Annotated in this window: 12 protein-coding genes; 11 read left to right on the top strand and 1 reads right to left on the bottom strand. The window is 72.3% G+C overall.

Annotated features, from left to right (window positions below; all coding sequences use genetic code 11):
- Positions 1 to 37 precede the first annotated feature (37 nt).
- The 11 genes from ABS52_04135 to ABS52_04085 all read left to right on the top strand — a co-directional run bounded on the left by ABS52_04135 (position 38) and on the right by ABS52_04085 (position 12283).
- Positions 38 to 2428 (top strand): hypothetical protein, encoded by a 2391-nt coding sequence (locus ABS52_04135; GenBank protein ID ODT04776.1) that lies wholly within the window; start codon positions 38 to 40, stop codon positions 2426 to 2428.
- Positions 2425 to 4353 (top strand): DNA primase, encoded by a 1929-nt coding sequence (locus tag ABS52_04130; protein ID ODT04775.1) that lies wholly within the window; start codon positions 2425 to 2427, stop codon positions 4351 to 4353. The genes ABS52_04135 and ABS52_04130 overlap by 4 nt, the downstream gene beginning before the upstream one ends.
- A 25-nt stretch (positions 4354 to 4378) precedes the next feature.
- Positions 4379 to 5083, top strand: coding sequence for a hypothetical protein (locus ABS52_04125; GenBank protein ID ODT04774.1), 705 nt, complete (start codon positions 4379 to 4381; stop codon positions 5081 to 5083).
- A 37-nt stretch (positions 5084 to 5120) separates the two neighbouring features.
- Entirely contained in the window at positions 5121 to 6842 is a 1722-nt protein-coding gene (locus ABS52_04120) for a single-stranded-DNA-specific exonuclease RecJ (GenBank protein ID ODT04773.1), read from the top strand.
- Positions 6843 to 6852: 10 nt separating this feature from the next.
- Positions 6853 to 7407, top strand: a complete 555-nt coding sequence (locus tag ABS52_04115; GenBank protein ID ODT04772.1) for a 16S rRNA (guanine(966)-N(2))-methyltransferase RsmD — start codon at positions 6853 to 6855, stop codon at positions 7405 to 7407.
- Positions 7408 to 7444: 37 nt separating this feature from the next.
- Positions 7445 to 7930, top strand: coding sequence for a pantetheine-phosphate adenylyltransferase (locus ABS52_04110; protein ODT04771.1), 486 nt, complete (start codon positions 7445 to 7447; stop codon positions 7928 to 7930).
- Between the two features lie 2 nt (positions 7931 to 7932).
- Positions 7933 to 8964, top strand: coding sequence for a phosphate acetyltransferase (locus ABS52_04105; GenBank protein ID ODT04770.1), 1032 nt, complete (start codon positions 7933 to 7935; stop codon positions 8962 to 8964).
- Positions 8961 to 9293, top strand: coding sequence for a hypothetical protein (locus ABS52_04100; GenBank protein ODT04769.1), 333 nt, complete (start codon positions 8961 to 8963; stop codon positions 9291 to 9293). The genes ABS52_04105 and ABS52_04100 overlap by 4 nt, the downstream gene beginning before the upstream one ends.
- Positions 9294 to 9384: 91 nt before the next feature.
- Positions 9385 to 9846 (top strand): hypothetical protein, encoded by a 462-nt coding sequence (locus ABS52_04095; GenBank protein ID ODT04768.1) that lies wholly within the window; start codon positions 9385 to 9387, stop codon positions 9844 to 9846.
- Entirely contained in the window at positions 9843 to 11444 is a 1602-nt protein-coding gene (locus ABS52_04090) for a hypothetical protein (GenBank protein ODT04767.1), read from the top strand. Before ABS52_04095 ends, ABS52_04090 begins: the two co-directional genes overlap by 4 nt.
- A gap of 20 nt (positions 11445 to 11464) precedes the next feature.
- A complete protein-coding gene (locus tag ABS52_04085; GenBank protein ID ODT04766.1) occupies positions 11465 to 12283 on the top strand; it encodes a ribosomal RNA small subunit methyltransferase A in 819 nt (272 codons plus the stop codon).
- Between the two features lie 86 nt (positions 12284 to 12369).
- Here ABS52_04085 and ABS52_04080 read toward each other — a convergent pair whose 3' ends face one another.
- Positions 12370 to 13011: a redox-sensing transcriptional repressor Rex gene (locus ABS52_04080; protein ODT04765.1), complete on the bottom strand. Its 642-nt coding sequence runs from the start codon at positions 13009 to 13011 to the stop codon at positions 12370 to 12372.
- Between the last annotated feature and the right edge of the window lie 280 nt (positions 13012 to 13291).

Genomic DNA, 13291 nt, shown 5'->3' with positions numbered 1-13291 from the left:
CCGACCGCGTGCCCCGATCCGAGTCCCGCACCTGCCGATGAACGCGCACGCCCTCTCCGTCCTCCAGTTCGACAAGGTCCTCGACGTCGTGGCCGGTTACGCGTCGTCGTCGTTAGGCGGCGCGCGCGTGCGGGCGCTGTCGCCCGCGACGGCGCTCGACGCGGCCGAGCGCGAGCTGGGGCGGGTGGCGGCCATGCGGTCGCTGGTGGCGAGCGACGAGGGGTGGTCGCCGGCCCCGATTCCCGACGTCGACCGTGCGCTGGCGCGGTTGCGCATCGAGGGGACCCGGCTCGACGGGCGCGAGCTCCGGCAGGTCGGCGTCCTGCTGCGATCGTCGCGGATGACGGCCGACGCCCTTCGCAGCGCCCGGCAGCCGGCGGTGGCGCTCTCGGTCCTGGCCCCGCTGCGCGAGCGGCTGCACGCGAACCGGAAGGAGGAGGAGGAGATCGACCGGGCGATCGACGACGACGGGCGGGTACGCGACGATGCATCGCCGACCCTGCGCCGCGTGCGGCGCGAGTTGCGCGGGGCCCAGGGCGAGCTGGTCGCGCTCCTGGAGCGCATCATGTCGCGGCTCGAGCCGCACCTGCAGGTGCCGGATGGGTCGGTGACGGTGCGGAACGGGCGCTTCGTGATCCCCGTGCGACGCGAGGGGCGCGGAGCGGTCGGAGGGATCGTCCACGACGCCTCGGGGACGGGAGCCACGCTCTTCGTCGAACCGCCGGCGGCGATCGAGGCGTGCAATCGCATCCGCGAACTGGAGGCGGAGGAGGTGCGCGAGGTGGACCGGATCCTCCTCGCCCTCGCCGACACCGTGCGTCCCGAGCAGCCGCTGCTGCGCGAGGCGCTCGAGGCGCTCGTGGTGCTGGATGCGCTGTACGCACGCGCGCGTTATGCCATCGCGTCCGCGTGCGGACAGGTGCGCCTGCGCGAGGCCGGGAGCGGCTTCCGCATCCTCGATGGCCGTCACCCGCTCCTGCTCGCGCAGGGGATCGGCGTAGTCCCGTTTTCGCTGGCCATGGAGCCCGGCGAGCGGACGCTGCTCATCTCCGGCCCCAACACGGGGGGCAAGACGGTTCTCCTCAAGGCGCTCGGGCTCCTGTCGCTGATGCTCCAGTCCGGGATTCCCGCGCCGGTGGGCGACGAGAGCGAGGTGGCGGTCTACGACGACGTCTTTGCGGACATCGGCGACGAGCAGTCCATCGAGGCCTCACTCTCCACGTTCAGTGCCCACGTGCGCAACCTCGGCGAGATCCTCCGCTCGGCGACGGCGCGATCGCTCGTGCTGACCGACGAGCTCGGATCGGGGACCGACCCGCTGGAGGGGGCCGCGTTAGGCGGGGCGATCCTCGAGGAGTTGACGCGGCGCGAGGCGATGACGGTGGCCACGACGCACCTCGGCGCGCTCAAGGAGCTGGCGACCGAGGTGCCCGGGGTGGTGAATGCCTCCCTGCAATTCGACGCCGTCGCCCTGGCCCCCACGTACCACCTCGTCAAGGGAATCCCGGGCCGCTCCTACGGGCTGAGCATCGCCCGGCGCCTCGCCCTCCCCGACCAGGTGCTGCAGCGTGCCGAGGAGCGCATCCCCACGGTGGAGCGCGACGTGAACGCGCTCCTGCAGTCGCTCGAGGCGCGCGACAAGGCACTGGCCGATCGCGAGCGCGAGGTGTCGGCGGCCCGGGCGCAGCTGCAGGAGCGCGCCCATCGCATGGCCGAGCGGGAGAAGGCGGTGCGGGAGCGTGAACGCACGGTCGAGCGCGAGTCGCGCAAGGAGGCCCGCAAGTACCTCCTCGAGGCACGCAGCACGATCGAGAAGACGATCAAGGAGCTCAAGCGCCGCGAGGGCGAGGCGCTCGACGAGGTGGCGAAGGCGGCGCGGCAGCAGGTGGAGCAGCTGGCGTCGCGCCAGGGGGAGCGGATCGACCAGCTGGACCGCGAGGCGGCCAACCAGCGCCGCCAGGTGCCGCGCCCGCGCGACGAGGCGCCGCTGGGGGCGGGCGAGTACGTGCAGGTCCTCCCGCTCGACGGCAAGGTGGCGCGCGTGCTCGAGGTGCGTCCGGACGACGTCCTCATCGCGTTAGGCTCGATGAAGCTGGCCTACCCGCGCGACCAACTGTGCCGCGCGACCGCGGACCAGCGCCCGTCGGTGGCGGCCGTCGCCTATACCGGCGACCTTCCCGAGGAGCGCGTCCCGACCGAGATCGACCTGCGCGGACAGCGGATGTTCGACATCGACGACGTGCTGATGAGCGCGCTCGATGCCGCCATCCGGGCCGACCTGCGCTCGCTGCGCATCATCCACGGGAAGGGGACGGGGGCGCTGCGCGACCGCGTGGCCGAGATGCTCCGCAAGGACACCCGGGTCAGGAGCTTCCGCCTGGGGCTCTGGAACGAGGGGGGATCGGGCGTGACGATCGCCGAGCTGTGATTCCGGACGACGAGGTCGAGCGCGTTCGTGAGGCGGCGGACATCGTCGCCATCATCGGCGAGTACGTCCCGCTCAAGGGGCGCGGGGGGAACTACCGCGGTCCCTGCCCGTTCCACCAGGGCGTGAACCGGAACTTCTCCGTCACCACCACCAAGGGGAAGTTCTATCACTGCTTCGTGTGCAAGGAGTCGGGCGACGTCTTCTCCTTCCTGCAGAAGCGGCTCGGGGTGGACTGGCCGACGGCGGTGCGGATGGTGGCGGAGAAGAGCGGGATCGAGCTGCACGAGGTCACGTCGCGGCGCGCCGGACCGGACCCGCGGGAACCGCTGTGGGAGGCGAATGCGGCGGCGCAGCAGTACTTCCAGCGCATCCTGTGGGAGGACGAGCTGGGGGCGGCGGCACGGGAGTACCTGGCATCGCGCGACATCGCACGCACGGTGGCCGAACGGTTCGGGCTCGGCTTCGCGCCGCGCGAGATCGGGCTGATGCGTGCGTACCTCAACGCGATCGGCATCGACGATGCGCGTCAGCTCGAGGCGGGGCTCCTCGTGAAGCGCGACGAGACCGAGGAGCCGCGCCCGCGCTTCCGCGCCCGCCTCGTCTTCCCCATCCACGACGTGGCGGGGCACATCGCGGGCTTCGGCGGGCGCCTGATCGCACCGGGCGAGCCGAAGTACCTCAACAGCGCCGAGTCGCCCATCTACTCCAAGGGGCGGCTGCTGTACCACCTGCACCAGGCCCGCAACCCCATCCGGCGCGCCGACCGCGTGATCGTGGTCGAGGGGTACGTCGACGTGGTGCGGCTGGTGTCGGCCGGGATCGAGACGGTCGTTGCGCCGTTAGGCACGGCGCTCACCGCCGACCAGGCGCAGCTGCTGGTGCGCTACTCCAGGAACGTCTACCTGCTCTACGACTCGGACCAGGCCGGGCTCAAGGCCACCTTCCGGGCCGGCGACGAGCTCCTGGCGGAGGGGGCCACGGTGCGCGTCGTCACCCTGCCCGACGGGGACGACCCCGACACCTTCGTGCGCGAGCGGGGGGGCGAGGCGCTCGAACGGCAGCTCCGCGACGGCATCGACGTCTTCGAGCGCAAGGTGCAGCTGCTGGAGCGTGGCGGGTGGTTCACCGACCTCGCCAAGCGGCGCACCGCCGTCGACCGGCTCCTCCCGACCATCCGCGTCACCCGCGATCCCGTGATGAAGGAGATCTACCTGGCGCGGGCGAGCCAGGCGTCGCAGGTGCCGCGGGAGGTGCTGCTGCGCGAGGCGGAGGACGGCGGGGCGCGTTCGGGCGGCGTTAGGCACGGCCCCGGGGGCGCGCCCCCCGGTGGCGGGCAGGGCGGGGCGGGGCGCGCGGCGTTTCGCGAGCGCGAGGGGCCCCCGCCGCGGGAGCCGGGTGAGCCCTGGGGGGGCGACTGGGGCGGGCCGTCGCCGCGAGGCGCGGGCGGCAGCGCGCGCGCCGACCACCCGGCTGCCCGCCCCCGCGCCATCCGGTCGCCGGTCGTCGCGGTCATGGCCGAGCGGTACCTCGTCACGGCCATGCTGCGCTCGGCGGCGGCGCTGGAACGCATCCTGGAACGGGTCGGCGCGGAGTCGTTCCGGGAGCCACGCCTGCGCGAGCTCTTCGAGGCATTGCGCGATGTCGGTTCGGTGGAGCAGGTTGACCAGGTGGCGGAGCGCCTCTCGCCTCCGGCCGTCGCCCTGCTCGACGAACTGCTGGGCGAGTCCGATGCGATCCTCGACGTGGCGCGCACGGTGGATGATTCCCTGGCGCGCCTCGAGGAACGCCGGCTCCAGGACCGCAATCGCGAGATCGACCGGCAGATGGGGCTGGCCAGCGACGAGGAGAAGACGGCGCTGATGCTGGAGAAGAAGGAGAACGCGCGCCAGATCCAGGAGCTGGCCGCGCTGCGAACGAACACCTAGCCAATTGCCGCAACCAGGAGGAGACGTGCACGCGGAGCTGGAAGCCCTGTTGCAGCTGCAAGCCGAGGATGACGTGGTGGATGCGCTCGTGGCGCGCCTCGAGGGCGTCACCCCACGCCTGGCCGCCCTCGATGCCGAGCGCGCCAAGGCCGCCCGCCAGCTCGAGCAGGCCCTCGGCCAGCTGCAAGCCGCCGAGCGCAAGCAGCGCGAACTGGCGCAGCTGGTCGCCGAGCACCGCCAGCGCCAGGAGCGCAACGTGGCGCAGCTCGACCTGGTCAAGCGGATGAAGGAGGCCACCGCCGCCATGGCGCAGGTGGAGGCCGGCAAGAAGCTGCTCCTCGAGGGCGAGAACGACCTCCGCGAGCTGGGGCACCGCGTCGACGCGATCCGGCAGGCGACCGAGGCGCATCGCGAGGCGCTGGCCGACTTCGACGCCACGCAGGGCGCGAAGCGCTCCGCGATCGAGGCCGAGCGCGGGGCGCTCGAGGCCGAACTGGCGGCGGCCCGCGGCAAGCGCGAGTCGGTGGCGCAGGGCGTCCCCCCGGCCATGCGCACGATGTACGACCGGATCCGCTCGCGGCGCCACACCCAGGTCGTCTTCCCCGTCCACGGCGGGGCCTGCGGCTCGTGCGACACGGCCGTCCCCGTGCAGCGCCGCAACCAGATGCACGCGAGGGGGACGCTCGAGTCCTGCGAGGGGTGCGGGATGCTGCTCTACGCAACGGAATGATGCGGGGACCGACGTCCCCCGAGGGTAGCGTGCGGCGATGACCGTCTCGACGTCGCGCCCACGCCTGGCGCCTCGCTGGCACCTGGCCACACCCCTCGATGACGCGCTCGTCGCGGCGCTCGCCGAGGCGCTCAAGCTCCCCCCCCTCGTGTGCGGGCTCCTGGCGGGGCGCGGCCATGCCGACCCCGAGGACGCGAAGCGCTTCCTGCGCCCGCGCCTCGAGCAGCTGCATTCGCCGGCGCTGATGCTGGGCATGGATCGCGCCGTCGAACGGCTGGTCGCGGCCATCCGCTCGGGCGAGACGATCCTCGTGCACGGCGACTACGACGTGGATGGCATCTGCTCCACCACCATCATGGTACGCATCCTCCGGCACCTCGGTGGGAAGGCCGTGCCGTTCCTCCCGCACCGGATCAGCGACGGCTACGACCTCGGCGAGGCGGGGGTGCAGGCTGCCGCCAACGCGGGGGCGCGTGTCGTCCTCACGTGCGACTGCGGGACCAGTGCGCACGACGCCATCGCGCGCCTCACCGCACTCGGCATCGACGTCATCGTCTCCGACCACCATCTCCCCAGCCGCCCGGTTCCCGAGTGCGTCGCGGTGCTGAATCCGCGGCAGCCGGGGTGCGGCTATCCCGACAAGGATCTCTGCGCGGCCGGCGTCGCGTTCAAGCTGTCGACCGCCCTCCTGCAGGCGCTGGGTGGGGGGGAGCACGTCGCGTTGCAGCTGCTGGACCTGGTGGCCCTCGCCACCATTGCCGACGTGGCACCGCTGCGCGGGGAGAACCGCATCCTGGTCCGCTTCGGGCTCAAGCTCATGGCCGAGTCGCGGCACGTGGGGCTGCGCGCCCTCATGGACGCGGCAGGGCTCGATCCCTCGGCGCTCACCGCCGGGCGCATCGGCTTCATCCTGGCCCCGCGCCTCAACGCCGCGGGACGGGTCGGGCATGCCATGCGCGGCGTGGATCTCCTGCTCACGAGCGATGCGGGCCAGGCCAATCGCATCGCCCGCGAGCTGGAGGAGCTGAACCGCGCGCGGCAGGAGCTCGATCGCGCCACGCTTTCCGCGGCGCGGACCCTGGCCGACCGGCTCGACCTCGACGAGACGTGGGGCGTGGTGCTCGGCGCCGAGGGGTGGCACCCCGGCGTGATCGGGATCGTCGCGTCGCGACTGGTCGAGGAGCTGGCGCGCCCTGTCCTCCTGGTGGCATTCGAGGGAGGGGTGGGGAAGGGTTCGGGACGGTCGATCAGTGCCTTCGACCTGCACGCCGGGTTGAGCGCCTGCAAGGACCTGCTCGTGCGCTATGGCGGCCACCGGGCCGCGGCGGGGATCACCATCCGGGCGGAGCAGATGGATGCCTTCCGCGAGCGGTTCAATGCGGTGGCGCGCGAGCGGCTCACCGCCGACGACCTGGTCCCGCGGGTGCGCGTGGACGTCGAGCTGTCGCTGGACGAGGTGACCCCCGAGCTGGAGGGGCTGCTGCGCCACTTCGAGCCGTTCGGCGTGGGGAACCCGGCGCCGGTGCTGGCGTCGCGCGGCGTGCGCCTGGCGGCGGCGCCGCGGGGGGTGGGGCAGGGCGGGCTCAAGTTGCAGCTGGCGAAGGCGGGCGGGACGCTCGAGGCGATCGGGTGGGGGATGGGGGACCTGGCACGCACGCTCTCGCCCGCCGCCCCGGTCGACCTGGCGTATCGCCTCGAGCGCGACACGTACGGCGGGGCGTCGCGCCTGGTGGCGCGCCTGGCCGACGTGCGCGCCTGACGACGCACCCGTGCGCATCATTGCCGGCCGGTGGCGCGGACGCACCATCAAGGCGCCGCGGGATGCGCGGGTCCGCCCCACGGGGGACCGCGCGCGCGAGGCGTGGATGAGCATCCTGCACCCGGCGATCCCCGGGGCCCGTGTCGTGGACCTGTTCGCCGGTTCGGGGGCCCTCGGTCTCGAGGCGCTGTCGCGCGGCGCCGCGTCGTGCGACTTCGTGGAGCTCGCCGCGCCCTCGCTGCGGGCCATCCGGGAGAACGTGGAGGCGCTGGGCGCCACGCCGCTCGTCACGCTGCACCGCGGCGACGCGCTGCGCTTCGTCCACAAGCTCCCGGCCGGGGCATACGACATCGCCTTCGCCGACCCCCCGTACAACCTGGGGCTCGCCCCGCGACTGGCCGAGGCATGGCGGGAGCTCCCGTTCGCGAACGTCCTCGGTGTCGAGCACGACGTGCACGAGGCGATGCCGCCGGGGGGCGACACGCGCACCTACGGCGGGACCGCAGTCACCCTCTATCGCCGCGCGCCCGTCCAGGACGATGGCGGCGAGGTCGGCGGGGGTTAGAATTCCCCGGCGAGATCGCCCTCCCAACCCCCTGCGCATGCCTCGCGTCGCCATCTACGCCGGCTCGTTCGACCCCCTCACCCGCGGGCACGAGGACCTGATTCGCCGCAGCCTCGGCTACGTCGACCGCCTCATCGTCGCCATCGCGGTCAACGTGTCCAAGCAACCGTTGTTCACCTTCGAGGAGCGCGCCGAGTTCATCCGGGCGGCCGTGGGGCACGATGGGCGCATCGAGGTGCACCAGTTCCAGGGACTCCTCGTCGACTTCGCGCGCCAGATGGGAGCGCGCCTCTTCATTCGCGGGCTTCGCGCCGTGAGCGACTTCGAGTACGAGTACCAGATGGCGCTCATGAACCGGCACCTCTCGCCGGAGCAGGAGACGGTGTTCATGGTCCCGTCGCTCGACACGACGTACATCAGCGCGTCGCTCGTGCGCGAGGTGGCGCGCTTCGGGGGGAACCTGGAGGGGCTCGTGCACCCCACGGTGGCCGAGGCGCTTCGCCGGAAGTTCGCCCAGCGTTAGGCATGGGCCGGGAGGAGTGGTTCGTCACCGCGCTGCGCCGCCGGGCGGCGGCGGGTCGGGCGCGCATCGCCTTTCCCGAGTCGGGCGATCCGCGGGTGTTGGCGGCGGCGGCGGCGCTGCGCGAGACGGGGATCGTCGAGCCCGTGCTGGTGCTGGACCCCGCCGCCGACCGCGGCGCCGTCGCTCGCCTGGGGGTCGAGGCCGTCGACCCGGCGACCGATCCCCGTCGGACGCTCACGGCCGATGCGCTGGCCGAGCGGCTGCGCGGGAAGGGCGTCCCGAGGGAGGAGATCGAGCGACTCGCCACGACGCCGCTTCACTTCGCCATGGGGCTCGTCAGGCAGGAGGCGGTCGATGGGTGCGTGGCCGGATGCGTCCTCACCACGGCCGAGGTCCTGCGCGCGGCGCTCCGGCTGGTGGGGACGGCCGAGGGGCAGCGTACCGTCTCGAGCGCCTTCTACATGGACGTCGCCCCGTTTCGCGGCGGCAACCGCGAGGTGCTGACCTTCACCGACTGCGCGGTGGTCCCGGCGCCGACCGCCGAGCAGCTGGCCGATATCGCGATCGCCGCCGCCCGCGACCGCGCGCGGATCGTCGGCGACGAGCCGGTGGTGGCGTTCCTGTCGTTCAGCACCCGGGGGAGCGCGGCGTCGGAGTCGGTGGATCGGGTGCGCGCCGCGCTGGCCCTGGTGCGAGAGCGGGCCCCCACGCTCACGGTGGATGGGGAGCTGCAGGGCGACGCCGCCCTCATGGCCGAGGTCGCCGCGCGCAAGGCGCCCGGGAGTGAGGTCGCGGGACGGGCCAACGTCCTCGTCTTCCCGTCACTCGACGCCGGCAACATCGCGTACAAGCTCGTCGAGCGGCTGGCGGGGGCGGCGGCGATCGGGCCGATCCTGCAGGGGCTGGCGCGCCCCTGCAACGACCTGTCGCGAGGCGCGTCGGTCGACGACATTATCAACGTTGCTGCGGTCACCGCATTGCAGGCGCGGCGTCCCGAGGCCGGCCGCGGCGGACTTCCTGGAGATCTCGCATGAGCTTCGCAATCAAGAAGCAGGGTGACGTGTGCATCGTGGATGTGGAAGGGCAGTTGATCGTCGGCAACCGGCAGGAACTGAAGCAGAAGGTGCTCGACGAGCTCGAGCGCGGTGAGCGCAAGTTCCTGGTGGATTTCAGCCAGACCGGCTACATCGACAGCTCGGGACTCGGTGTCCTCGTCTCCCTCTCCAAGAAGATCCGCGAGGCGGGAGGCGAGTTGCGCCTGGCGAGCCTCAACGAGGACCTCAAGACCCTGTTCGAGCTCACCAAGCTCGACACGCTCTTCCATATCGCCGGCAGTCGCGACGAGGCGCTCGGCAACCTCTGACCAGCCGGCGCCGGAGCTTCCCGGCGCCTCTCCCTCCGTTGCCGGGGGTCATCGGCGTGACCTCGGCCCCGCGACGCGCGTTTTCCCAGTGATGAGCGAGCTCGACGATTACGCGGCCCTCGACGACGTCCTCGTCGGGGCCGGCCTCCCCCTCGACGTGCGGATCCCTTCCGACCTGCGATACATCGAGCAGGTCGTGGGGGTAGTGGCGCGTGGGTGCGCGGAACTCGCCTTCCCGCCACGCGCGTACAACCTGCAGGTCCCGGTCGCCCTCACCGAGGCGATCGCCAACGCGATCCTCTATGGCAATCGCGAGGACGCCACCAAGGGGGTACGGGTCCGCGCCGCGGTGAGCGAGCGCGCCCTGGTGATGGAAGTCTCCGACGAGGGGAGTGGTTTCGACTTCGCGACCTGCTTCCACGACCCCACCGACCCGGAGCAGCTGGAGAGCGAAGCGGGGCGCGGGCTCTTCCTGATGACGCGCCTCATGGATCGCGTGGAGTGCTTCACCGATGGCGGCCAGGTCGTGCGCCTCACGCTGCACCGCCCGTGAAGGAACTCGTCCCGATCCTGGAGCGATTCCGGGATGTGACCGGCGTGAACGCCGTCGTCTGGACCCAGGTGGGTGAGGGCACGCCCATCGTCGCCGAGGTGGGCGACTGGCACGACGCCGTGCCGCGCGTGCTCGAGCTCCTCGTCCCGGGAGGGCCGCCGGCAGAGATCGAGACCGATGAGGGGATCCTCCTCGCCGGGGCGGTCCCCGGTCCGCGGCGCGCATGGGTGACGGTGGGGCCGTGCACGGGGCAGCGCACCGAACCGGCCGCGTGCCTCGAGTTCCTGCTGCCCATCGTTGGGCATTTCTTCCAATCGGCGCTGGAGGTCGAGCACGCGGCCTACGAGCTGGCCGAGCGATACGAGGAGATCAACCTCCTCTACACGACCAGCGAGATCCTGGGGCGCACGGTCTCGCTGGAGGAGGCGGCCTCGCGCATCCTGACCGAGATCTGCGAGACGGTCGGGGCGCGCCGCGCCGCCATCCTCGTGCACGACCGCGTCACCGACACCCTGCAGGTGGTGACTGCCCTCGGCTTCGAGGCCGGCGACGCCCCTCCGGTCGGGATCCACGACCCGACCAGCGTCTCGGCCCGCGTCTTCCGCGAGCAGCGTGCCCTCCTCCTCGAGGACGGCGACTCGCCGTGCGCGGCCGAGTCGCTCTACTGCCGCGGGGCGTTCCTCTCGGTCCCCATCCTCTGGACGAACCCCAATCCTCACGGGGCCATCCCCCTCGGGGTGGTGAACCTCGCCGAGCGCCGGAGCGGCGAGCCGTTCAGCGCCGGCGACGAGAAGCTCGTCACCGCCATCGCCACGCAGATCGGGACGGCGATCCAGAATGCGCGCCTGGTGCGGTCGTCGCTGGCCCAGCAGCGCCTGCAGCAGGAGATGCAGCTGGCGCACGACCTGCAAATGAAGCTCCTCCCCGACACCGCGCTCTTCGCGCCCGAGGCACAGGTGTCGGCACGCGTCGTCCCCGCCGACAGCGTCGGCGGCGATTTCTACCACCTCTTCCGCCTCGGGGGCGGGCGCACGGGGGTGATGATCGGCGACGTCTCGAGCCATGGCTACCGCGCCGCCCTCATCATGGCGCTCGTCATGAGCGCCTCGTCGATCCACGCCCAGACGACCGTCGACCCCGCCGAGATGCTCAACGCGCTGCTGGCCACGCTTCGCGAGGAGCTGGAGAGCACGGAAATGTTCATCTCCGTGTTCTACGCCGTGATCGATCCCGCGCGCGGGACGCTGCGGTACGCCAACGCCGGGCACCCGCACGCCTTCGTCGTCGCCGGCGACGGGACCGTGGAGCGCCTGGCCGCCCTCGATCCCCCGTTAGGCATGAGCGCCCAGCACCCGTCGGCGCTCGAGCGCCCCTGGCAGCGAGCGCAGGACCTGCTCCTCCTCTTCACCGACGGGATTTCCGATGCGCGCAACCGCCTGGACGCGCGCCTTGGCGAGCGGAAGGTGCTGGACGTCGTGCGCGCCGCCCGGCGCGAGCGCCCGGCGCTCGTCGTGGAGCGTGTCTTCGCCACGCTGCAGGCGCACACGGGCGACACGATCCGGCGCGACGACCTCACGCTCCTCATCGCGCGCAGCTAGCGCGCCACCAGCGCGCCGCCATGCACGGTCGCCGCCCCTCGCCGCTCCCCCCGCCGCGCAAGCGGTTGGGGCAGCACTTCCTCACCGACCGGCGCACCCTGGAGCGCATCGCCGACGCCGTCGATCCGCAGCCGGGGGAGACGATCATCGAGATCGGTCCCGGACGCGGCGCACTCACCGACCTCCTCGTCGACCGGGCCGAGCGGCTGGTGGCCATCGAGGTCGACACGCTGCTCGTCCCCGTGCTGCGAGCGCGATACGCGGCCAGTCCACACGTGCGCATCGTCGAGGGGGACGTCCTCGACCTGTCGCTCCCCGCGCTGGCGGAGGGAGCATGGGCGCTGGTGGGGAACGTCCCGTACTACATCACCACGCCGATCATCTTCCAGGCGCTTCGCTCCCCGCGTCCGTCGCGCATGGTCTTCCTCGTGCAGCGGGAAGTGGCGGAGCGCGTGGCCGCCCCGCCGGGGAGCGATGCCTACGGGGCGCTGTCGGCCAACGTCCAGGCGCTCGCCCGCGCGGAGCTCGTCGCCCGCGTCCCGGCCGGGGCCTTCCATCCGCGCCCCAAGGTGGATTCCGCGATCCTGCGCCTGACCCCGCGCCCCGACCCGGTCGTCACCCCCGAGGAGGAAGCGCCGTTCTCCCGCCTGGTGCAAGGGGCCTTCGGGCAGCGGCGCAAGCAGATGCGCCGCGTGGTACGCGCCCTGTACGACCTGGGGGGCGAAGGTGCGGAGGCGCTCCTCGGCGCCTGCGGGATCGAGGCGACGGCGCGCCCCGAGACGCTGGGGCCCGAGGCGTTCGCGCGGCTCCTGCGAGCCGCCGGCGCGCTCCCGCGTTAGGCGCGGCCCGTCGTCGGCGCCGTTGGTCGTCAGCGCGGTCCGTCGTCGGCGCGGTTGGTCGTCAGCGCGGTCCGTCGTCGGCGCCGTCAGTCGTCGGCGCCGTTGCGCTCGCGGTTGGCCAGCGCGTAGCTCAGCCCCTCGAGCTCCATCGCGAGGTTGACGTTGCGCACCGTCACCTCGCTGGGGAGATGCAGCTGGACGGGGGCGAAGTTGAGGAAGGCCTTGACCCCGGCGGCGACGAGGCGATCCGCGACCCCTTGGGCCTGTTCGCCGGGGACCGTGAGCACCGCGATGTCCGGGGGCGCCTGCACGAGGTCGCCTTCCACCTGGCGGATATCGCGCACGACGAGTCCGTCCCATGTGCTCCCGATCTTGCGCGCGTCCGCGTCGTACATCCCCACGATCTCGAAGCCGCGCTGCCGGAAGCCGTGATGCTGCACCAGTGCCGTTCCGATCTTTCCCGCGCCGATGATGATGACGCGCCAGGCGCGACCCAGGCCGAGGATGTCGCGAAGGGCGGCGGTGAGCTCCTGTGCCGGATAGCCGAGGCCGCGCTTGCCGAAGGAGCCGAAGAAGGACAGGTCCTTGCGCACCTGGGCGGAGGTGGTGCCACCCCGGCGGGCCAAGTCGTCGGACGAGATGGTCCGGATGCCGCGGGCGACCGAATCCTCGAGGAACCGGAGGTAGATGGAGAGGCGGCGGACCGTGCTGTCGGCGATGCGCTTCACGTGAACGTTCTGCGGGCTTGTGAATTCATTCACAAGCTACACGCGTTCAGGAAACCAGACTAGACGGGACGCGGCGACTTACTTTGTCCGCATGATCGTCCACGACGACTCGGCCAGCCGCGCGACCGGCACCGGTGCGACCGGCACCGGTGCGACCGGCACCGGTGCGACCGACAGCTGCGCCACGGCCAGCCGCGAGGCGCGCGGGTGAGGGGGGTCTCAGCCGTCACCCCCGATTCGCTCCTCCTTCTGCGCGCGCGAGAGGCGCTGGCAGGGGGCG

The sequence above is a fragment of the Gemmatimonadetes bacterium SCN 70-22 genome, assembly GCA_001724275.1.
Lineage (GTDB): Bacteria > Gemmatimonadota > Gemmatimonadetes > Gemmatimonadales > Gemmatimonadaceae > SCN-70-22.
This window is presented reverse-complemented; position numbering and strand designations above follow the sequence as displayed.